We start from the raw sequence: 25,242 nt of genomic DNA, 5'->3' as shown, positions 1-25,242 counted from the left end.
CAAAATTTTTCTCACTTTTTAGGGTAATGTTTTTCGAAAACAGACACTTATAGAAACAACACCTAAATTAATTTTATTAACTAACCTATAAATGAATGAAAAAACCATTACACTTTAAATTATTGGTATTAGGAGTACTATTAATTTTTAATGGCCTAAGAAGTTATGCTCAAGAGATTGTTCCTCTTGCAGAAAGGGTAAAGCTAAATCAGGTCCAGGGAGATCTCACCATGATAGGAAATTCTATCGTTGGATTAGAGAATAGTTTTACAGATAATATAGTGTATGATCCAAATGCAGCTTACAATGGCAATTTAAATAATGGGAATAGCATTTCGGCTTATATCGATATCGATGGTGATGCAACTACATTTAGTTCTAGTAGTGCAGATCTGATAACGCCAAACCCAAGTTGTACTACTATTGCCTATGCAGGACTGTATTGGTCTGCTACCTATTATTTGGAAAGAATTCCGCAAACCGAATTGATATTTAGCATTAATAATACTGCCATAGCGGGTAATTATTCTGTGAATAATAATACACTGGATCCTGGAGGTATAGATGCACCCACCTCACCCGGGATTACTGCCGATTTGGTATTGGTTCAAGATAGTGGAGGAATAGATGATGGATGTGGAACCCTTGTTAACACAGCAGAACTGAATGGTAATATTGCTGTACTTCGAAGAGGTTTTTGCTCATTTACTCAAAAAATACTTAATGTGCAGAATGCAGGAGCTGTGGCTGTCATTATTGTAAACAACGGACCAGGAAACTTTACCATAGCAGGAGGAGATGCTGCGATAACCATACCGGCGGTATCTGTAAGCCAAGAAGATGGAAATACCATCATTACTGAAATGTCTTCTAATACGGTCAATGCCACCTTAGTCAATAGTGCAGATACAACAACAGGGGATGAACAGTTAACCAACTTACCATTGGCAGATGCCAGAAAAGTCGGAGATGCAGATTTTAGAAACATCAAAGTAAAAGTACCTGGAGGTTCTTATATAGATGTTACTGCTACTTCTGTAATTTACGACGGATACAGAAATACGCCAACGAATCCGTCTAACGTTGCGCAAGACGATGTGCCGTATGTGTGTTACGCAGATATCACGAATCTTATTGATCAAAACAATACCAATGGTACGTTTACTATTGCTAATATGAATGCTACAATTGGTCAAACTTCTGGAGTTTCTGGTGCCGTAGGAGGATGGACATTGGTGATAGTCTATGAAGACCCACAAGCGACTCCAAAGTTTATTAGTACCAACGATGGTTTCGTACAGATTGTAAGTAGTAATCCAGACGTAGATTTTACATATACTGGGGTTCCTACGCTTCCTGCACCACTATCAATTAACGCAAAGTTTGGAATTTCTTCTCTAGAAGGAGATCAAGGCTTAGGAGGGGATAGAGTAAGTATTTTAAACACTTCTGATATCTATGAATCGCTGGGAGATCAAAGCGGGAATAACCCATCTTCAAATTTTTTCAATAGTTCAATTACAAACAATGGTGCCTTTGTAACGAATAGGAATCCAAATTCACAAAATACGCTTGGATATGATATCGATATTTTTGATTTACCAAATCCCGGAAATTCTCTAATCGGAAATAATCAAGAAAATGTTGGTTTTAGGCTAAGAACCGATCAAGATAGCTACAGAGTATTTCTAACGGCTTTTGCTACAGAAAACATAGAACCAGAACTTTTAGTCATAAAAAGAGGATTAAACACAACAACTGCCACAGACATCACGGGTAGCACATTAGATTTGGGTGATGAGTTGTTTTATGAACTAGCGATAGAAAATGTCGGAAATGAGAATTTCTTAGATGGCTCTGTAATTGTTTCTACTCAAATTCCAGCAAATATGGATTTGGTAAATATAGATGATGCAAGCTTACCTGCTGGAGTGGTGTATGATCAATCAGTACCAGGAAAAATAGATTTTGTAATACCTTCAGGTATTGTAGAAACCACAGACGCTCCTATATTTATTCGATATAGAGTACGAGTGATAAATGATTGTGCTTCACTTCGAAATACTTGCTCAGAGAATATCCAAAGTTCAGCAACTTCTTCTTATATAGGAGAATTTTCTGGTATTTCGGTTGTAGGAGTTCCAAGTAGCACCACTGTTGATAATTGTGGGGTAGGAAACTCACTGCCAACAAGCTTTTTGCTAGATATCCCTGCATGTAGTACTGATGTTACGACATGTACAGGTAATCTTCAGTTAGTAGCTGGATTAGGGTATGATCGATATACTTGGTCTGGGCCAGGAATTGTGTCCCCAATAATACAAACAGGAGCTAATGCCAACATTCTTGACCTTGCCAATGCTCAAGAAGGAACTTATACTGTGAGCAAAGAGGATACAAATCCAGCAGATGGAACCTGTGTAACCCTTACAGAAGAATTTAATGTTTCAAGTTTTAGAGCCATTTCAAACCCAATTTTGGATTATGTAAACGGAACCAGTATCATTTCTGAAAATTGTAGTGGAATCGATATTCCACAAATTCTATTATGTGGAGATCAGGACTTTTTATTAGAAACTAATTTTGATCCAACGCTTAATTTAGTATCCATCTCGTGGCAACGATTAGCACCAAGTGGTGCATGTGCATCAGATGCAAATGATCCTTGTTCTTTATTATCAGGAGACTGTACGGATACAAATTGGGTAGAGGAACCAGGAGGGAATACGCCTAGTTTTACAGTTTCTGAAACCGGAGACTATAGAATCCTGGCAGAGTTTGACGGGGGTTGTTTCAATCCATTTTATTTTAGTGTATCCAAAACCGATTATCAGCCCGAACTCACTATGCAACCTATAGAGTGTGGCAATGCTGGAAGCGTTGAGGTAACCAATGCACCCTTAAATTTTGAGTTTAGTTTGAATTCTGGAGGGCCATATAGCAACACAACAGTATTCCCTATTCCTGCTGGGGGTGGAGGAGACATTACAGTGTATGCCATAGATACCACATTCCCAGGATGCGAGTATACAGAAACCATCAATGTTCCTGAAATTAATCCAACAGTACAGATTACAGCTACAGACCCCACTTGTATCAACGATGCCAATGGTGATGGTTTTGGAAGAATCAACATAGAAGTAATTGGCGGTTTACCAGAATATCAATACACTATTTCTGGAGGGAATTTGAGCTCACCAATTGTTGTTCTCAATAGTGATGCTAATAATGGAGTTTATACCCAAACTGGTCTTGCGCCAGGAACTTATACAGTTGAGGTAGTTACTAATCTTCCGGCGCCAGATTGTGTGTTTACCGAAACAGTAACCATTAATAGCGCACCAGACTTTACAGCAGAGGCCGTGTTAATAGCCCCAGAAACATGTGACACAGGGGCATTGGTTCAAGTAAATGTTACGTCGGGAGCAGGAGACTACCAGTATGATGATGGTTCAAACAATTTCCAAACCAACAATGTATTTGAAATTCCAATCCCTGCAGATCCAAGTGCTACATATGCCTTTTTTGTAACAGACACTAATGTTCCTGCAGGAATCCCTCCTTGTATTATTGAAGCCAATATTACAGGTATTGAGACATATAGTGCTATAAACATTGATAACGTAGAGACGGTTAATGCCGCTTGTGCAACAGATAGCGGTGAGATCAGTATTCAGGTATCTCCAACAGTTGCAGGAAGAACGTATACCTATCGATTGGTAGATACTTCTGCAGATTCAGAAGTAGAAAAACTAACTAGTACAGAAAGAGACATAACGTTTGACAATGTTGTTGATGGATTTTATTATATCGAAGTATTGCATAACAATACATCCGATCCGTCAGCAGATCCTATATGTGCTGTTACGTCGGCTGTGCAAACGGTAACAGCACCTTCACCAATAGATGCAACGGTATCCGTAATACGTGAATTAAGTTGTAGTTCTGGAACAGAGGACGCCATTATTAGAGTAGATGCTATTTCAGGTGGTTCAGGAAGCTATGAATGGAGCTTCAGCCCGACAGGACTATTTACTGCCATTACCGCAGATCCTTATGATATTCCTGTGAGTACAGCAGGCAACTATGCGTTGTATATACGAAATCAGGCAACAGGTGATTGTTTTGTGTCTTTTGATACTACAGTTGCCCCTTTGCTAGAAATAGATGACATTAATGCAACCATTGGAAATATAGATTGCAATACCCAAAACATTGAAGTAACGGTTTCTGCTGCACCAGCAGGGCCTACATATTTGTATTCGGTTACACCAGCTCCTATCTCTGGAGATGCGAATACGGGATTTTTTGTTTTGGATGGAGGAGTGAACTATACGGTTACAGCACAAAGATCGGATAATTCTTGTACATTAAGTAAAGTCTTTACTTTTGATGCTACTTCTCCGATTAATAATCCAACAGTGGTTAGAGATGTTTCTGCGATAAACGCAGGACAAATCTCATGCAATAATCCAGAAACGGTAATTGTTTCCATTACTGAAGGTGTAGGTCCTTTTCTTTTTGAAGAGCTTAATGGGGTTGTTCCAAGTCAAACCGTTGCCCAAGGTACAGGTGATAACGGAGCGACTGTCGGAATAGAAACAACTGCAATGTTCACATTATCGAATGTAGGATCGTATACATTTAGGATTACAGATTTGGCGACAGGGTGTAATTTTGACACACCATCGTACTCGATTGATCCTTTTGATACAGTCGAAATACAGGCATTGGTTGCTTCAGACATTACTTGTTTTGGAGATAGTGATGGATCAATTACTATTGAGGTTTCTGGATATACAGGATCATATGACTATAATGTAACCAATGTTACCACCATTTCAGGAACAGGAAATACCAATGCGGGACCTGTTGTTATTACTAATTTGTTGGCTGGATTGTATACTGTGGAAATAACTGCTTCCGAAGCACCATTTTGTAACGTTGCAGCAAACGTAGTAGTTTCAGAACCGCAACCCATAACAGCCAGTTTTACAGTAACTGATCCAACCACGCAAACCGGAGGGCAAATTGAGATAGATACTGCCGGAGGAACACCGCCATATTTCTATACGTTAACGGGTGATGGTATTGGGCCAATCACAGCTACGTCCAATTTATTTGTTGATTTGGATCCTGGAAATTATTTAGTAAGCATCGATGATAGTAATTCTTGCCGTGTAGAATTTCCAGTAACTTTACAAGAGCCTGTAATTGATAATCTTGAGGTGACTTTGGATCTTGGTTCCACCTTTATCAACTGTTATGCACAAAGCACTGCTGTGGTAAGTGCTGATGTAACAGGAGGCACAGGAAATTATCAATATACACTTACTGGAACTAACTTCTTTGGTAATACCATTACTGTTGGACCACAATCCAATAGTGAGTTTAGAGATTTGGCTGCAGGGAATTATAATTACACGGTGGAAAGTGATGGAGTTAGTCCGTCTACCATTCCTTTTGTGATTACGCAGCCTCAAGAGTTGGTTGGGGCAGCGGATATAACAACTTCGATTTTATGTGTAGGAGATAATGATGGGACCATAAGAGTACAAGTAACAGGGGGGACACCACCATATTCGTATGCTTTGGCTTCAAATCCAGGTCTGTTTTTTAGTGATGAATCCGATGGAGTGTTAAACGCTCATACTTTTGAAGGACTAATTGCTGGTAATTATGAAGTGTTAGTTCAGGATGCCAATGGTTGTAGTCAGGTAATTAGTGTTGTGATTCCTGAGCCCACACCAATTGTAGCAGATGTGATCAATATAATCCCTGAGACTTGTTCAGGAAATAGTGATGGAGAATTTACAATTGCCATTTCAGGAGGAACGCCACCATATTTCACAAACATTACTAATAATGATGCTGATCTTGTAATCGATAAATTCAGTTATTCAAATTTACCTGCTGGTATAACTACCATTTTTGTTAGCGATGCTAATGGTTGCAGAGTTACGTTTCCGATAGAAATTTCAGAAGGAATTGATCTTAGAGGAACGCTTATTGCCAATGCAACATGTGCTTCGGATAGTGGTACACCAACATCGGTTTATGAAGTTCGTATAGAATTGGACAGTAATACACCAAACACAGATGTGATTTACTGGCTAGCGGGAATTAATGGAACTCCAAATCCTTCAGAAACGAGTAATACATCAGGAATATTTGCTGTGGAGCCTGGTGAGTACGAAGGAAGCGCCCTAAGTGCAGGTGGATGCGAAGTCTCTGTGGGAACGATTCTGGTAGAAGAGTATGAAGAAGTAAGTATTGTGGTAGAAGGCACGAATCCTACCAACCCAGGAGAAAATGGAGAAATCCTGGTTAATATTATCGCAGGAAACGGACCGTTCAGTATTACTTTGGATGATGAGGCTCCAATTATTGTAGAGAACAACAATTACGTCTTTACTCAGGTAGCAGCTGGAGACCATCACGTAGTGGTTTCGGATAATGGTGGATGTAGTGTACAAACTGCAACAGTAACTATTGTTGAAGAAGACAAGAATCCAATTGTTACTTATGCCGAAGAGATTTTAGTTTGTGCCATCACAGGTCAAAGTTATCCAGTGGTTACCATACAGGACGAACAAGGAGAGGTAGTAGATCTTCCTTTACTCAATGTACTTTCTATAGTATGGCAGAAGTTGGATGAGATTACTTGTGATATCGAATTAGAAGATAATTGTCCAACCTCGGACTCTGTATGTACTTCAGATTGGTTTGACATAGGAAACGGAACGAGCAATACATTTACTGAAGCAGGAGAATATCGAGTAGTGGTTAACTTTATCACGCGTTCTGGTAACAACGAAAAAATCTATTATTTCAGAGTAGAAAGCGAAGTAACTACTATAGATAAAGAGATTGTAGCATTTCCTAATCCATCCAAAGATAGAGTTCGATTAAATAAGGAAGTAGAAGAAGTGCTGATCTATGATGTAATGGGGAAACTGGTGATGAAAACCAATCAAAACTCATATAGCATCGCTGGTTTGCGCAATGGAATCTATTTTGCAAAAATCAAAACTTCGAACCGTAGAGAAGTGATTGTAAAACTCATTAAAGAATAATGAGTCAATATATAAGAAGAAGAAAAAAGGAGCATCATTTACCGATGCTCCTTTTTTTATGGTGTGATTACATACAAACCAAAAATAGCTACAATAAAATAACAAGTAATAGTGAGCGCTCCCTGGTAGTCTTTGGCTACACGTTGACCAAAAAGAAGGAGCAAGAGTGTAATACACCCCAAAAACATAGCTAGGGTACCAAAATAGGTATTGCCGTCCATAATGAGATGATAAATACCAATGATACTGCACACAGCAGTTACAACCTCTATCACCAAAACGACCAATAGTAAAAGTGGGACCATTTTGCCCATAAAAGTGGCTGCAAAATGTTCTTTTAACCAAGAAAGATTTCCTTTCCAATCTACTAGTTTGTCAATCCCGGATTGTAAAAAGGTGATTAAAAGAAATAATAGAATAGTAATTGAGACGATATGCGTCATAAAATTATCCATAGTTGAGCGATTTTGTAAAGCTCAAATATAGAGGTAAGATTTAAGAAGATAAAATAATGGACTTAAACACTTTTGCGATGTAGCAATCGCGTAAGTTTAATTGAGAGATCCGTGAGTATGATCTTAGCATTCCCATTACGTTCGATATGATAAGCAGCATCCTGCAATTCATTACAAATATCCATGATGTTTGCTCCGTGTATAAAAGGCGCAAATTTTTCGAGTTGAAATCCACTGGTCTGAGGTTCCAAAAACACCAATTGTTCGGCTCCGTAATTGAGTAAGAGTGCTTGTCTGAAGAAATCAAGACAATAGTTCAAAAAACGTTTTTGGGTTTCTCTACCTGTTTTGGCAATCGATTCACTCCAGGTGATCAAATCATTTACAGCAGATTTGTTGCCCTTTGCTCTAAAAGCTGTTCGTACCCATTGTATAAACCATTCTTCGAACTGTTCATCACCACCATCGTGGTGCAACAAATGTAATGCCTTGCTGTAATCCCCATTGGCTTGATGGGCAATTTTCAAAGCTTGAGTATCGGATAGGTTTTCATTTTTTTGAAGCGCTTCCTGAATCACTTGCTCTCCCAAAGGAGGGAAATGTAAAACCTGACATCTGGATCTGATCGTTTGGATAAGCTGTTCCTGATCCTCGGTAATCAAGATAAATATGGTTTTCTCTGGTGGTTCTTCGATAAGTTTCAACAACTTGTTGGAAGCCGCAATATTCATTTTGTCCGCCATCCAGATCAACATCACTTTGTAGCCACCTTCATAACTTTTGAGGGAAAGCTTTTTTACAATTTCTAAGGCTTCATCAACCCCGATTTGTCCTTGCTTGTTTTCAATGCCCAAAGAGAGATACCAATCAAAGATACTTCCGTAGGGATTCTCCTTAACGAATGTTCTCCATTCCTCGGCGAACTGATCTGATGTAGGATGCTTTTTTACCTTATCATTGATAGCTACGGGATATACAAAATGTAAATCCGGATGTGCCAGATGATCAAATTTGATATTGCAGGCATGGTTCCCTTCTGTGTTTTCTGCGTTTTTATTTTGACATAAAATATATTGCGCATAGGCAATCGCCATCGGGAGTGTACCGCTCCCATTAGGACCTACAAAAAGTTGTGCATGCGGAATACGTTGTCGATCTGCACTTGTAGTGAGATAACTTTTGATATGTTGCAGTCCTAAAATTTCGGAAAAAAGCATAGGCAAATATAAAAAGAAGTATGAGGTACCCCATAAAATGAAGCACTATTAATTAGGATTGTGACAAGTTTATGGAATATCATTTTTCCATCAAAAAAGCGGTTTTTGTAAAAAATCAATAAAACTTAAAATTTACTATCGTTTTCGTAGATTTTTTTCTTGATAATTCGGAGGTTTTTAATGAAATAAAATTATTTTCGTTTGCTCAATCCAATACCAGTAAAATGAAGACAATCAGTGACTATAATTTCGAAAATAAAAAAGCCCTAATACGAGTTGATTTTAATGTGCCTTTGAATGAAGAATTCAAGGTAACCGATGACACAAGAATTCAGGCAGCCAAGCCTACCATTATCAAAGTTCTTGAAGATGGGGGTAGTGCGGTTTTGATGTCGCATTTAGGAAGACCAAAAGGGGTTCAGGATGAGTTTTCGTTACGTCATATTGTAGAAAAAGTATCCGAAGTATTGGGTGTGCAGGTAAAGTTTGTAGCAAATTGTGTTGGTCAGGAAGCCGAAGATGTTGTAGAAGCACTCAACCCAGGAGAGGTATTGTTATTAGAAAATTTACGATTCCATCCCAGCGAAACAGCAGGAGATGAAGCTTTTGCCGAACAATTATCCAAACTAGGAGATATTTATGTAAACGACGCCTTTGGAACTGCACATAGAGCTCATGCTTCTACAACGGTGGTGGCTAAGTTTTTCCCGGATCAGAAATGTTTTGGAAGCCTATTGGCCAAAGAGATCGAAAGTATTGATAAGGTCTTAAGTAGCGGAGAGAAACCAGTTACTGCAGTATTAGGAGGATCAAAAGTGTCCTCAAAAATTACCATTATCGAAAACATTTTGGATAAGGTAGACCATTTGATCGTAGGTGGAGGAATGACCTATACCTTTGTAAAAGCTCAAGGAGGACAAATCGGGGATTCGATCTGCGAAGATGATAAACAAGAATTGGCCCTAGAAATTTTAAAGAAGGCTGCAGAAAAAGGAGTTCAGATACATTTGCCTGTAGATGTTTTGGGAGCGGATGCCTTTGATAACAATGCCAATACTGAAATCATGAAGGTAGATGCTATAAAAGAAGGATGGCAAGGATTGGATGCAGGCCCTGAAACGTTGACGAATTTTCATGACGTTATTTTGCAATCAAAAACCATTCTTTGGAATGGTCCATTAGGTGTTTTTGAGATGGAAAATTTTGCCAAAGGAACGATAGCACTTGGACATTCGATTGCCGAGGCTACACAAAATGGAGCGTTTTCGCTAGTAGGTGGAGGAGATTCGGTAGCAGCGGTAAAACAGTTCGGTTTTGGAGATAAAGTAAGTTATGTATCTACCGGTGGAGGAGCGATGCTGGAAAGTTTAGAAGGAAAAACACTTCCTGGAATTGCAGCAATAGAAAACTAATAAATAGTAGATTTTAGTAGGAAAATCAACATTTTTTGTAAGAATTAAGATAAAACCGGTCATTTGAACCGGTTTTTTAATGTTTTTAACGTCTTGATCTTTTGGATTTTAGAAAAAAAATGCGATTTTCGCTGATGTATTGTTGATAACATGTTGACAGCAATGCTTTTTACCCCAGAATTCCCTAAATAGTTTTAAAAAGAATTAAACCGTATCGTAAGATGATTGGAATGAAAAATAAGTATGCATTATTTTTTTGTTTTTTGGCAATACTAACTACAGTTTCGGCTCAGGAACCTACACCTGAAACCGATCCAGAGAACACCAAGGAAATTGTACTGGAAAAAAATGTGGGCCTTCAACAAGATACGGTGACGGTTGTAGATACTACCAAGATCATCAAAACGGGAATTGAATTACAGACAACAACGGTTACTTCTACTAGTGTAAAAGATTCTGTGATTTATGCCGCAAAGGATCACCCAAAGTTATCACGACTGGATTCTCTGTGGAAACAAGAACTATACAATTCTAGTTTATTTGACAGCATTTATAAATCGGTAACCGAACTCGAATACGAACCGGTAGAATATGTAGACTTACCCACGGATACACTAAAGGCCCGATTGGCAGAACTTAATGCACGTACGCCTTTTAATGTAGAATACAACCCTTCTCTGGAAAGTGTGATCAAAAGATACCTCAAAAATAGACATGAGCATCTGGAGCGACTTATGGCACTAAGTCATTTTTACTTCCCTCTTTTTGAGCAAGAGCTAGATAACCAAAATATTCCCCTAGAAATTAAATACTTAGCCATTGTAGAGTCTGCGCTGAAGCCTAGAGCAAAATCTAGAGTAGGAGCTACAGGATTATGGCAGTTTATGTACGGAACAGGAAAAATGTATGGATTAGAAGTAAGCTCGTATGTAGATGAGCGTATGGATCCTATCATGGCCACCAAAGCGGCGTGTAAGTATTTGGCAAAGTTGTATGAAATATTTGGGGACTGGGATTTGGCTTTAGCTTCTTATAATTCTGGTCCAGGGAATGTGACCAAAGCCATAAGACGCAGTGGAGGATATACCAATTATTGGAATATACGACACAACCTACCTAGAGAAACAGCAGGGTATTTACCAGCATTTCTAGCAACCATGTATATTTTTGAGTATGCCGACAAGCATGGTTTCAAACCCAAAAGACCAGAGTTTGGATATTTTGAAACTGATACGATCAAGGTAAAACAGATGATTACTTTGGATCAGGTTTCAGAATACATGAATATCGATGTTGAAGAATTACAGTTCTTAAACCCTTCTTACAAGCTAGATATTATTCCTTATATCAAGGACGAAGACTATGTACTTCGATTACCTTTGAATGAGGTGGGAGCCTTTGTAGCCAACGAGGATACAATCTATGCAAGAGCTAAGGCAGAATTCGATAAGCGCGAAAAACCGTTGCCAAAATATTTTGAAGCTAATGATAGAATCAGATATCGTGTTCGAAGTGGAGATTACCTGGGGAGAATAGCAAGAAAATACGGAGTACGAGTAAGCCAGATTAAGCGATGGAATGGTTTACGAAGCAATAATTTAAGAATAGGACAACGACTTACTATCTATCCAAGAAGACCTGTTGTAGACGCTCCCGTAAAAAAGAAGACACCCATAAAAAGTAAGCCTATTGATCCCAATATTGAGACTTACGTTGTCAAGTCTGGAGACACCTTATGGAGTATTTCGCAAAAATTTAAGGGGATAAGCGTCGAAAATCTTAAAAATTGGAACGATATTAGCGGTAGTGGTATAAAGCCAGGTATGAAACTGAAGCTTTCGAAGTCATAACCGCAAACAATATCTTATGAAAAAAATAGCACTCACCATTGTTGGTGCGCTGTGTTTACTTGCATGCACAGAAACCAAAACTGAAAAAAAGAAGTCTTCGCAAGGGGCGATGGCCCACTCTGTTGGAAAGATCAACGAGCTTTCGGTCGTTATTGATAATGATTTATGGAAAGGAAAACTAGGGGATACCATCCGCAAGTATTTTGGAGCCGAAGTTCCAGGGCTTCCTCAGGAAGAACCTTTGTTTTCGATGCGCCAAATGCCAAAAACAGCTTTTTCTGGACTAGCACGAAAGAACAGAACTTTTTTGCAACTCAATAAAGGAGGAGAAAACAATTTTCAGGTACTTACCAATAAGTTTGCTACCCCTCAGGTAGGATATGTGATTTCAGGAAAAACAGAAGAAGATGTGGCAAATGAATTGATCAAAAACTATGAAACCATCGTCGCCAAATTCAAACTGGTCGAAACTAAAGAAAAACAAACAAGAATTAGAAAGTCATTAGAAAAGATACCTCAATTACCAGAAAAATTAGGAATCAATCTCGATATACCTAGTGCGTATCGTATTGCAGTAGAGGAAGAAGATTTTTTCTGGATTCGTAAAGATATTCAACACGGTAGCATGAATTTGATGATATACGAGCTACCTATGAATACCATCAGTAAAGATTCGAATACGGTAGCGAGTATTGTAAAGATGAGAGATTCTATCGGCGCTGTAAAAATTCCAACTGAAGAGGTAGGGAAATTTGTTACAGAACAAGCGTATGCACCCTATTTGTACGAAACAAATCTTGATGGAAGGTTTGCTTTCGAAACCAAAGGAACCTGGGAAGTCAAAAATAGATTTATGGCGGGTCCTTTTGTAAACTACGCTATAGAAGATAAGCCAAATAATAGACTACTAGTGCTAGAAGGTTTTGTATTTGCCCCTTCGGTAAACAAACGAGATAATATGTTTGAGTTAGAGGCAATTATGAAAACCATAACATTTAATTAGAAGTATTGGCAAAAAATTAACTTAAATCTCTTAAGATCGGTATAATATTTGTGAATTTATAAACAGAATTCACCCCATTTATTGAGTATTTTTAAAATATTCACAATGGGGTGTTTTTGTCTAGTAATCAACTCAATAATTCACAAAGCTTATGAAAAACCATCTATTTAGATTTCTGGCCTTACTGTTTATTTCACTTCCCGTTTTTGCGCAAGACGGAGATATTGTTACTGTAGAAGAAGCCAATGCTTCTTATTTTGAAGTTCCCCGAGAGACCTTGTATCTTCATGTTAATAAGAGTGCTTATGTTACTGGAGAAGAGATCTGGTTTAAGGGATATGCATATGATCGACAAAACAATCTTCCTTCGATTAATTCTACCAATTTTGAAGTTGAAATTTTTGATGAACAGGGTAAAGAAATCTACGATGGAGTCTTTATGGGCAACAATGGTAGTTTTCAAGGAAATATAAAAGTGGACTCTACCTGGAGTAGTGGTACCTATTTTATGAGAGCCTCTACCCATTGGATGCATAATTTTGCAGAGGACGAGACCTATACCAAAAAGATACGTATTATCAAGGACGAGTTACCAGAAGTAGTAACTTCAGAAAATGTACAATATGATTTTCAGTTACTTCCAGAAGGAGGACATGTGGTAGCTAATACGTTCAACACTATTGGCTTCAAATTGATTAATGATCAGGGATATGGTGTAGCTTTTGATCGTGGTGTGATTCAGGATGAGTCGGGCAATGAAGTGACTACATTTTCTTCTAATGAATTGGGATTAGGTAAATTCAATATTACACCTACATTAGGCAAGACTTATCGTGCATTGATCAAACTCAATGATGGCAGTGAAATTGAAGGTAAATTTCCACAAATTGAAAGAAAGGGAATTAGTATAAGTATCAATAATCTGATCGAAGATGAGTTAGCGATAGAGCTTAATACCAATACCAATACGATAAAGGAGTTACTAAAAGACGATTATACGATACTCATCAGAAATGATCATCTTTCCAAAAAGGTAAAAGTCCGTTTTAGAGGAAAAGAGTTAAAAAAGAAACTATCCATAAAGCGGTCAGACCTATATGCCGGAATGAACATATTGACCCTTTTTAAAGAAGATATGCCTGTTTTGGAACGCCTAGTGTTTAATCCAATCAACATACAAAATGATGGGATCAAAGTAAGTGCTTATGGCGCGACAAAGGATTCTTTGTCAATCGCTGTAGCATTATCTAATTGGGATAGCGCATATGATCTAAGTGTATCCGTACTCCCTACAGAGACCAAAGCCTATTCGCATTCAGATAATATCCATTCGGCAATGTTACTAAGACCTTATATCAAAGGTTTTATAGAAAACGAGAAGCGTTATTTTACCAATATTGATCGAGATAACATTTACGATTTGGATTTGTTACTGATCACTCAAGGATGGAGCAAGTTCAAATGGGAAAACATCTTTAATACCAATCCAGAGGTTAAATATGACTTTAATCAAGGCTTCAGAATTACAGGTAAGATCCAGGACAAAAAAAGAGAAGCGGTAGATAAAGTATATCTATATCCAACCATCAACAACGGAGCAAAGCTTGTACAGGTAAATCAAGATAATACGTTTGAGATCGATAACTTTTTCCCACAAAAAGGAGAGAAATTAAGGATCTCGGGGATAGCAGCTCAAGGGGATTTTAATAAGTCGGGACTATACCTTCAGGTACAATCCAACCGAATACACCGACCATTCTTGAATACATTTCCTGTAGTGGATAGACTGTATACCCAAAAGATCCAGAATAAGGTAGTAGTACCCTATAACTTTTTGAGTGATGTACAAGAGCTAGAGACTGTAGAATTAGAAGGAGAAGCTGAGGAAGAATTCGGGAGAACTAGCAGTATTCAAATCCCAAAGTTCTTTGAACTGAATTCTAAGAAAATTACACTCGAAAAAGCAGAACAATATTATTCTGTTTTGGACTACATTCAGTCCACACGAAAGTTCAAAGTACTACGAGATAATGCATCTTTTGTACGTATTTTACCTCCCTGGGCTCCAGAATATAGCCTTCCTGTTGGGCAAGACCCGACGTTAGAAATATTGGATCAATTGTCGGAAGGAACAGATGTAGCTGTCTATCTGGATGAAATTTTACTCTCAGAATTAAGTATTCTATGGGATTTAAGAACCGCCGATGTAGATCGTATTTATATGGATAGAGTTAGTTATGGAGGAGGTGCCAGAGCTGGAGCAGCTGGATCGATTAGGATATATACTAGAAGATATCCGTTGGTAAGAGGTGATAATAAGGATAAGGAGTATCTGGAATATGAGTTTACCAAAGGTTTTGAGCCTACCAAAGAGTTTTATAATCCCGGATATACCAATTATAAAGATCCGTTTTTTGTGAATTATGGAGCCATATATTGGCAGCCTAGATTACGTTTTGATAAAACAGGTACCGCTGTGTTTAAAATCCCAAATACGGGATTAGAAAATGTAACCTTACACATCGAAGGAATGATGAGTGATGGGAGCTTAGTTTCTAAAACACAAAAGGTAAAGTAATCAAACAACAAAGTAGTTCTAAACGAAGCAACTAACTTATCTAATTCATAAAAAGCGTATGAAAAACCATCTATTTCAATTTTTGGCCTTACTGTTTATTTCACTCCCCGTTTTTGCACAAGGCGGAGATATTGTTACTGTAGAAGAAGCCAATGCTTCTTATTTTGAAGTTCCCCGAGAAACCTTATATCTTCATGTTAACAAGAGCACCTATGTTACTGGCGAGGAGATTTGGTTTAAAGGATATGCCTATGATCGGCAAAATAACCTTCCTTCTATCAATACCACCAATTTTGAAGTCGAGATTTTTGATGAACAAGGTAATGAGGTCTATGATGGGGTCTTTATAGGCAGCAATGGCAGCTTTCAAGGGAATATAAAAGTAGATTCTACCTGGAGTAGTGGTACGTATTTTATGAGAACCTCTACCCATTGGATGCACAATTTTGTCGAGGATGAAACGTACACCAAAAAGATACGCATCATCAAGGACGAGCTACCAGAGGTGGTAACTTCAGAAAACACTCAATATGACTTTCAATTACTTCCTGAAGGAGGGCATGTAGTTGCGAACACCTTTAACACCATCGGTTTCAAACTCATCAATGACCAGGGATATGGTATTACCTTTGATCGTGGTGTGATTCAGGATGAGCTGGGTAATGAGGTGACTACCTTTTCATCAAATGCATTAGGTCTAGGTAAGTTCAATATTGCACCTAGGTTGGGTAAGACCTATCGAGCGCTTATCAAACTTAAAGATGGTCGTGAAATTGAAGGGAAATTTCCACAAATTGAAAAGAAAGGAGTTAGTATAAGCATTAATAATTTAATTGATGAGGAACTCGCGGTAGAGCTCAATACGAATACTGCTACTATAAAGGAACTCATAAAGGACAACTATGCAATACTTATTAGAAATGATCATCTCTCTAAAAAGGTAAAAGTTCGCTTTAAGGCGAAGGAGTTGAAAAAGAAACTGTCGATAAAACGTTCAGACTTATATGAAGGAATGAACATATTGACCCTTTTTAAAGAAGATATGCCTGTTTTGGAACGTCTGGTATTTAACCCGATCAATATACAAGATGATGGGATCAAAGTAAGTACTTACAGCACAACAACGGATTCTTTGATGGTAGAAGTTGCGGCACCCAGTTGGGACCATGCGTATGATCTTAGTGTTTCTGTATTACCATCGGAGACCAAAGCCTATGCGCATACAGATAATATTCATTCGGCAATGTTGCTAAGACCGTACATAAAAGGTTTTATAGAAAACGAGAAGCGATATTTTACCAATGTTGACAGAGATAAGATATACGATCTGGATTTGTTACTGATTACCCAAGGATGGAGTAAATACAAATGGAAAAACATCTTTAATAGCAGTCCAAAAGTTAAATATAACTTTAATCAAGGCTTCAGAATTACAGGTAAGATTCAGGACAGGAAAAGAGAAGAAGTGGATAATGTATATCTATATCCAACGATCAATAATGGGGCAAAACTTGTTGAGGTAAATCAAGATAATACTTTTGAAATCGATAATTTCTTCCCGCAAAAAGGAGAAAAACTAAGAATCTCAGGGATTAAAACCAAGGGAGATTTTAAGAAATCAGGACTATATCTGCAGGTGCAATCTGACCGGATACACCGACCATTTTTCAATACTTTTCCTGTAGCAGACAAACAGTATACCCAAAAGATCCAAAATAAGGTAGTAGTACCCTATAATTTTTTGAGTGATGTACAAGAGCTGGAGACTGTAGAGCTAAAAGGAAGTAGCCAAAAGGAATTGGAAAGAACAAGTAGCATACAAATCCCAAAATTCTTTGAGTTGAATTCTAAAAAGATTACGCTAGAGAAAGCAGAGCAGTATTATTCAATATTAGATTATATTCAATCCACAGGAAAATTTAATGTGCAAAGAGACAATGCTTCATTTGTACGTATTCTTACTAGAAGAGGAACTACTATAAGTTTACCAGTTGGTCAGGCACCACCTATTGGAGTTGGAACAGGTGTAAATGTTTATTTGGATGATTTTCTACTTGCGGACTTGGGAATTTTATGGGATTTGAGAACCGCAGATGTGGATAGAATATATACTGATTTTATTGGGTATGGTGCAGGTGCAAGAGGAGCAGGACCAACGATTAGGTTATATACACGAAGATATCCATTAGTAAGAACCCATGATGGAGATAAGAACTATCTGGAATATGAGTTTACCAAAGGTTTTGAGCCTACCAAAGAATTTTACAACCCTGGATATACCAATTATAAAGATCCTTTTTTTGTGAATTATGGAGCTATACACTGGCAACCCAGATTGCATTTTGATAATACAGGCACGGCTGTGTTTAAGATCCCCAATACAGGCTTAGAAAATATAACCTTGCACCTGGAGGGAATGATGAGCGATGGTAGCTTGATTTCTAAAACACACAAGATAAAATAACTCCCAATACAACATTTATAATCTAAGTAACTAACTACATCTAATTCATAGAAAACATATGAAAAGCTATCTGTTTGGGTTGTTCACCCTATTACTCTCTGTATTCCCTGTTTTTTCACAAAATCAGGACATTACAGTAGAACAAGCCAATGCTTCTTATTTTAATATCCCTAGAGAGACACTATATCTTCATGTCAATAAGAGCACCTATATTACTGGAGAAGAAATCTGGTTTAAAGGTTACGCCTATGATCAAAAAAACAATTTACCTTCGTTAAATACCACTAATTTTGAGGTTGAAATTTTTGACGAACAGGGAAATGAAGTCTATGATGGAGTTTTTATGGGAAACAATGGTAGTTTTCGAGGGAATATTCTTGTAGATTCTAACTGGAATAGTGGCACCTACTACATAAGAGCATCTACCCATTGGATGCATAATTTTATAGAAGATGAGACGTACACCAAAAAGATACGTATCATCAAGGATGAACTTCCTGCACAAACTCCAAAGAAAATAGAAAGCTATGATTTCCAACTACTTCCTGAAAGTGGGCATGTAGTGTACAATACATTCAACACTATAGGTTTCAAATTAATTAATGATCAAGGGTATGGTGTTGGGTTTGATCAAGGTGTAGTTCAAGATGAGTTGGGTAATGAAGTGACTACCTTTTCTTCGAATACTTTAGGATTGGGTAAATTCAACATCACTCCAGTACCAGGTAAACAATATCGGGCATTCATTAGACTTAAAGATGGACATGAAGTTGAAGCAGCATTCCCAGAGATTCATGATAAAGGTGTTAGTTTGAGCATTAATAACCTTTTGGAAAATGAGGTAGTCATGCAGTTTAATACTAATGAGGCAACTATAAAAGAATTAGTGTTTAGCAATTATATGGTACTCATCCGAAAGAATCATCTTTCAAAAAAGATGAAAATATATTTCAAACCAAAAGAACTAGAGAAAACGATTTCTATTCCACGTTCGGATTTGTATACAGGAGTGAACACCATAACCCTTTTCAAAGAGAATACACCTGTTTTGGAACGATTGATTTTTAATCCTGTCGATGCCAAAGAGGACAAGATTACTATTGTGAGAAATACCAGCTCATCAGATTCTGTATCTATAGCAGTGCAAGCACCAAATACATATGCTGCCTATGATCTTAGTGTTTCTGTATTGCCGTCAGAGACCAAAGCATATGAACATCAAGATAATATACGGTCTGCAATGTTACTACAACCCTACCTTAAGGGATATATAGAAAATGCGAAGCATTATTTTACCAATATTGATCGTGATAAAATATATGATCTGGATGTACTATTGATCTCTCAAGGGTGGAGTAAATATACCTGGGAAAATATTTTTAAGCACACTCCAGAGGTTCGCTATAATTTCAATCAAGGTTTTAAGATTACTGGTAAGATTCAAAACAAGAAAAAGATCAAGGTCGATAAGGTATATTTTTATCCGTCGATTAATAATGGAGCCAAGTTAGTGCAGGTGAATCAAGACAACACTTTTGAGGTAGCGCATTTTTTCCCACAAAAAGGAGAGAAACTTAAAATTTCTGGGATTATGGCTAAGGGAAGTTTTAAAAAATCAGGAGCTTATCTTCAGGTACAATCCGAAAGAATCAATCGACCTTTTGTCAACATATCTCCAATTTCAGAAAGACAATCTGAACAAAGAATACAGAACAAGGTAGTAGTACCGTATAATTTTACTTACAATATCCAAGAATTGGAGGCAGTACAGTTAAAAGGGAGTAGCCAAAAGGAGTTAAAGAAAACAAGTCGAATAAGCATTCCGAAGTATTTTCATTTGAATTCGACAAAAATAACTTTAGAGAAAGCCGAGCAGTACTTTTCAATATTAGATTATATCAGGTCAACGGGAAAGTTTAGAGTGTTCAATCAAAGTCCAACCGATATATCAATACTTCCTATTGGTGGTGCTGTTGTTAGTTCGATAGGTTCTACTAGTGGCAGTGGACAACTAGCACTTCCTGATCCCGAGGAGGAAGATCAACCCAAACCTGTGGCTGTTTATTTGGATGATGTTTTATTATCAGATTATGGTATCCTATGGGATTATAGAACGCAAGATGTGGATAGAATCTATATGGATAGAACGAACTATGGTGCTGGTTCTAGAGGAGGACGAGGAGGTTCGATACGTATTTACACCAGACGATTCCCATTACTTCGAACACGAACACCAAATCAGGATTATCTAGAATACGAATTTAAAAAAGGGTTTGAACCCGTAAAAGAGTTTTATAATCCCGGATACATTACCTATACCGATCCGTTTTTTGTGAATTATGGAACGATTTCTTGGCACCCCAAGTTAGCATTTGACGAAAATGGACTAGCCATATTCAAAATCCCAAATACAGGCCTTGATGAAATAACCTTACACATCGAGGGAATGCTGGGAGATGGCACTTTAATTTCTAAAACTCAGATTGTAAATAAAGCAAAGGGGAACTAAACTTAATAAGAATATCGTGTTTGAATGCTTCAAAATATTTGAACACGAGATAATAATTGGTAACTAACTTTAATACTCACTATATATGAATCATCTTTTACGCCTTTTTGTTTTACTTTTTCTTTCAAATACTATGCTCGCTCAAAATGAGGTAAAGATTACTCCAGAGCAAGCCAATGCTTCTTATTTTGAGTTTCCCAGAGAAACACTCTATCTGCATCTTAATAAAGACACTTATCTTGCTGGTGAAGAAATTTGGTTCAAAGGATACGCTTATGACCAACAAAGCCAACGACCTTCTTTTAATACCACAAACTTCAATGTAGAACTATTTGATGAACAAGGAAAGGAAGTGTACGATGGCCTTTTTTTAGGATACGAAGGAAGTATGAAAGGCAATATAAAAGTGGATTCGACATTGACAAGTGGAACTTATTATTTAAGGGTTTCTACCAATTGGATGAACAATTTCTTGGAAGACGAATCTTATACCAAAAGGATCAACATTATTAATGGAGTTGCAAAAGATGAGACAACAAAGAAGATACAATACGACTTTCAGCTGCTTCCTGAAGGGGGGCATTTGGTGGCAGATACTAAAAACACCGTTGGTTTTAAATTGATCAATACAACAGGAAGAAGTGTGGCTTTCACAGAGGGTAGTATTGTTGATGACCAAGGTAAGACGATCACCACATTTAGTTCTAATGCATTTGGAATAGGTAAGTTTTGTATAACACCTAGGCAAGGTGTTCGATATAGGGCACGAATAGCATTTAATAAACGAGCAATAGAAACATTGCTTCCTAAGGCAAAGAGCAAAGGGATAGCAATGACCCTAAATAATCTTTTTGAAGAATATTTGGCAATAGAATTCAATACAAATCCCAATACACTTAAAGAAATCGTAAAGAAAGATTATGAATTAATGATTCGGCAAAATCATCAATCGAAAAAAGTGAAGGTAAAATTTATGTCCAATCAAACCAAAAAAGAAGTAGCAATTGATCGTGCCAAACTATATTCAGGAGTCAATACTATTACACTTTTTCAGGACAATACACCAATATTGGAACGATTGGTTTATAATGAAATAAAAACCCAGGAGTACAATGATAATTTTAATCTGGTTGTCGAATCCCGAGAAAATGACTCATTAACTATTGCCATATCAACTTCTACAGACCCTAAACTTAATTTTGATATGAGCGTTTCAGTATTGCCTACAAATACCAAATCTTATAATCCAGAAGATGATATTCGATCTGCATTATGGTTAAAACCTTATTTAAAAGGATATGTGGAGAATTCCAAATACTACTTTCACCAAGTGGATAGGAAAAAAAGATATGATTTGGATTTGTTGTTAATCACGCAGGGTTGGAGCAAATACAGCTGGAATAATATATTTAATTATAATTCCATACCACAATATGAATTCAATCAAGGATTTAAGGTGGTAGGAAAATTTCAAAATGTAAAAGAGGATATTCGTCAAGCGTATATCTTTCCTACCAAAAACAGCGGGTCCAGGATTATCGATTTGAAGGAAGATAATAGCTTTCAAATTGATAACTTTTTCCCTGAAAAAAATGAAAAAATCAGAGTAGCAGCAGTCATGCCAGACGGAAGTTTTGTTAAGAATGGTATGTATTTACAATTACAATCCAATCGGTTTAAAAAATCATTTTCTCAAAGCGTTTCTTTGAGTATGAATACAGAAGAATTAGGATTACCCAATATCCAAATCCCGCAAGAGTTTTTTAGTGATGAGGTAGAACTTCTTGAAGAGGTTGTGATCCAGGGAAAAACAAAAAAGCACATTCGGGAACGAAGCCGAATTCCAAAGTACTTTCTGCAGAATTCTGTAGAAATTACAAAAGAGTTGGTATTCATGCATTTTAGCGTTTTGGATTATATCGAATCCACAAAAAAGTTTATTGTATTTCGTGATAACCCATCAAACGTATTCATAAGAGCACGAAGACCAGTAAGTGTAAGAGGACCAGTTTCGCCTATTCTGTTTATCGATGATATTCCTTATGAAGACTTTGGAATTTTATGGGGATACAATTTGATAGATGTAGAAAGAATTTATATGGATCAAATTGGATATGGCGTAGGAGGAAGAGGATTAGCAGGATCCATACGCATATATACTAGAAGAGAACCTTTAGAGTATTTTAAAAAACCAGAAGGAGTGGATAAAGTATCTTCATATTATGTGGCGAAAAGAGGTTTTGAACCTACAAAAGAATATTATAATCCTGGGTATTCAAATTATTTGGATCCACTCTTTGTTGATTATGGCGCTATACATTGGCAACCTAATCTGCAATTTGATAGATCGGGAACCGGAAGATTTAAAATCCCAGACACTGGACTAGAGAACATTCAGTTTTTTGTAGAAGGAATGGCTTCAGACGGAAGTTTAATCTCGAAACAGCATATCTTAAAAAACATAAATCCGAATTAGACATTTTGTAATATATTTAGCGATTCAAAAAAACACAAATTGATGAACACAGTTTCTTATATCGCTAAACATATTCCTGTTTCTGAAAAGCAAATCACCAATACGGTTAAACTTTTGGATGAAGGAGCTACTGTTCCTTTCATTTCTAGATATCGTAAAGAAATGACAGGTGATTTGGATGAGGTAGCCATTGGTGAGATTGTAAAATATAAAACAGCTTTCGAAGCTTTAGAAAAAAGAAAAGAAAGCGTACTGAGTACGATCAAAGAACAGGGGGCACTAACTCCAGAACTTGAGAAAAAAATTCAAACGGCAGATACCCTTACTCAGGTAGAAGATTTATATCTGCCTTATAAGAAAAAGCGAAAAACTAAAGCTACCGTTGCCAAAGAACAGGGACTGGAACCTTTGGCCAAAGTAATCCTGCAACAAAAGGAAGAAGAACTCCTTTTTGTTGCTTCTCAATACCTTAATGATACGATTCCTACCGAAGAAGAAGCCCTTCAAGGTGCGAGAGATATTATTGCAGAATGGATTAATGAAGATGAAAAAGTAAGGAATAGATTGCGTAGACTCTATCAAAGAAAAGCCAGTATAAAGTCGACGGTAATCAAAACCAAAAAAGAAGATCAGGAAGCACAAAAATATCAGCAGTATTTTGATTGGCAAGAACCGTTGCACAAATGTCCTTCGCATCGATTGTTGGCTATTTTGCGAGCAGAAAATGAGAAAGTGGTTCGCGTAAAAATCGAAGTACTCGAAGATGATGCCTTAGATATCATTGATGGTGTGATGATCAAAACCAATGTTGAGGCATGTACCGACCAAATGTTTCTTGCCATTTCTGATGCGTATAAGAGGTTATTGACTCCGGCGCTCTCTACCGAAGTGCTTAATCAAGCCAAAGAAAAAGCAGATGATAATGCCATCAAAGTGTTTGCTCAAAACCTAAAGCAATTATTGTTGGCCTCACCCTTGGGTCAAAAGAGGATTTTGGCTATCGATCCGGGGTTCAAATCAGGTTGTAAAGTAGTTTGTCTTGATGAGCAAGGTGATTTGTTACATAACGAAAACATATACCCACACCCACCGCAACGAGATGTCACGGGAGGGATTAAGAAAATAAAATCGTTGGCAAATGCCTACAAGGTAGAAGCAATAGGTATTGGTAATGGTACGGCTGCTCGAGAAACTGAAGCGTTTATCAAAAAGATACCTTTTGATCAATCGATGCAGGTGTTTATGGTTAACGAAAGCGGAGCGTCGGTATATTCGGCATCAAAAATTGCCAGGGCAGAATTCCCAAATTATGATGTTACCGTTCGGGGAGCAGTATCCATAGGTAGACGTTTGGCAGACCCTTTGGCAGAATTGGTAAAGATCGATCCCAAGGCGATTGGTGTAGGGCAGTATCAACATGATGTAGACCAAACTAAACTAAAAAATGAATTGGATACCGTGGTGATGAGTTGTGTAAACAGCGTCGGTATTAACGTAAATACGGCGAGTGTTCCTTTGCTAAGTTATGTTTCAGGAATTGGGGAAAAATTGGCTGAGAACATTGTATCTTATCGTTCAGAAAATGGAGCACTGCAATCCAGAGAAGAATTGAAAAAGGTACCCAGGTTAGGAGGTAAAGCTTTTGAACAAGCTGCCGCATTTCTTAGAATTACCAGTCCTACACATCCACTTGATAATTCTGCGGTGCACCCAGAGCGATATCAGTTGGTGTCAAAAATGGCAAAGGAGGCAGGTGTACCACTCGCAGAATTGATTGGAAACAAACCCGCTATCGCAAAGATCAAGTTGCAAAACTATATCACTGATGAGGTAGGTTTACCTACACTTAATGATATTGTAAAAGAACTAGAAAAACCTGGAGTAGACCCAAGAAAGAAAGCAGCCGTCTTTGAATTTGATCCCAATGTAAAAACGATAGAAGACCTGAAAAGTGGGATGAAACTACCTGGTATCGTAAATAATATTACCAACTTTGGTTGTTTTGTAGATATTGGAATCAAAGAAAGTGGTTTGATTCACATCTCAAAACTTGCAAACGAATATATCAGCGATGTCAATAGCGTTGTGCAATTAAATCAACACCTAATGGTGACCGTGATGGATATCGACTTGCAGCGCAAAAGAATACAACTATCGCTTATTGATTAATTAGAAAAGTATACAAATAAATAAAGCCCGGAA

General features: G+C 37.4%; 11 protein-coding genes. 9 read left to right on the top strand and 2 right to left on the bottom strand.

Annotated elements, in window-relative coordinates:
• Nucleotides 1-95: 95 nt before the first annotated feature.
• Nucleotides 96-7,076: a PA domain-containing protein gene (locus tag BUE24_RS10750; protein ID WP_073316022.1), complete on the top strand. Its 6,981-nt coding sequence runs from the start codon at nt 96-98 to the stop codon at nt 7,074-7,076.
• A 56-nt stretch (nt 7,077-7,132) separates the two neighbouring features.
• Here BUE24_RS10750 and BUE24_RS10745 read toward each other — a convergent pair whose 3' ends face one another.
• Nucleotides 7,133-7,531 (bottom strand): DoxX family protein, encoded by a 399-nt coding sequence (locus BUE24_RS10745; RefSeq protein ID WP_073316021.1) that lies wholly within the window; start codon nt 7,529-7,531, stop codon nt 7,133-7,135.
• Nucleotides 7,532-7,593: 62 nt separating this feature from the next.
• Nucleotides 7,594-8,748: a DNA polymerase III subunit gene (locus BUE24_RS10740; protein WP_073316020.1), complete on the bottom strand. Its 1,155-nt coding sequence runs from the start codon at nt 8,746-8,748 to the stop codon at nt 7,594-7,596.
• Nucleotides 8,749-8,972: 224 nt separating this feature from the next.
• On the opposite strand from BUE24_RS10740, the gene BUE24_RS10735 reads away from it, so the two are divergent.
• The 8 genes from BUE24_RS10735 to BUE24_RS10700 all read left to right on the top strand — a co-directional run bounded on the left by BUE24_RS10735 (nt 8,973) and on the right by BUE24_RS10700 (nt 25,209).
• Complete coding sequence (locus tag BUE24_RS10735; RefSeq protein WP_073316019.1) at nt 8,973-10,160, top strand: phosphoglycerate kinase; 1,188 nt, start codon at nt 8,973-8,975, stop codon at nt 10,158-10,160.
• A gap of 230 nt (nt 10,161-10,390) precedes the next feature.
• Nucleotides 10,391-12,010: a LysM peptidoglycan-binding domain-containing protein gene (locus BUE24_RS10730; RefSeq protein WP_073316203.1), complete on the top strand. Its 1,620-nt coding sequence runs from the start codon at nt 10,391-10,393 to the stop codon at nt 12,008-12,010.
• Between the two features lie 16 nt (nt 12,011-12,026).
• Entirely contained in the window at nt 12,027-13,013 is a 987-nt protein-coding gene (locus BUE24_RS10725; protein WP_073316018.1) for a DUF4837 family protein, read from the top strand.
• A gap of 151 nt (nt 13,014-13,164) precedes the next feature.
• Nucleotides 13,165-15,591: a T9SS type A sorting domain-containing protein gene (locus tag BUE24_RS10720; protein WP_073316017.1), complete on the top strand. Its 2,427-nt coding sequence runs from the start codon at nt 13,165-13,167 to the stop codon at nt 15,589-15,591.
• 58 nt (nt 15,592-15,649) lie between these two features.
• Complete coding sequence (locus BUE24_RS10715; protein WP_073316016.1) at nt 15,650-18,055, top strand: hypothetical protein; 2,406 nt, start codon at nt 15,650-15,652, stop codon at nt 18,053-18,055.
• Nucleotides 18,056-18,113: 58 nt separating this feature from the next.
• Nucleotides 18,114-20,564, top strand: coding sequence for a hypothetical protein (locus tag BUE24_RS10710; protein WP_073316015.1), 2,451 nt, complete (start codon nt 18,114-18,116; stop codon nt 20,562-20,564).
• 85 nt (nt 20,565-20,649) lie between these two features.
• On the top strand, nt 20,650-23,040 hold the full coding sequence (locus BUE24_RS10705; RefSeq protein ID WP_139241972.1) for a hypothetical protein: 2,391 nt from the start codon (nt 20,650-20,652) through the stop codon (nt 23,038-23,040).
• Between the two features lie 42 nt (nt 23,041-23,082).
• Nucleotides 23,083-25,209 (top strand): Tex family protein, encoded by a 2,127-nt coding sequence (locus BUE24_RS10700; RefSeq protein ID WP_073316013.1) that lies wholly within the window; start codon nt 23,083-23,085, stop codon nt 25,207-25,209.
• Nucleotides 25,210-25,242: the final 33 nt, after the last annotated feature.

Source organism: Aquimarina spongiae, from assembly GCF_900141785.1.
Classification (GTDB): Bacteria; Bacteroidota; Bacteroidia; order Flavobacteriales; family Flavobacteriaceae; genus Aquimarina; species Aquimarina spongiae.
Note: the sequence above shows the minus strand (reverse complement) of the source record. Positions and strands in the feature narration are given on the sequence as shown.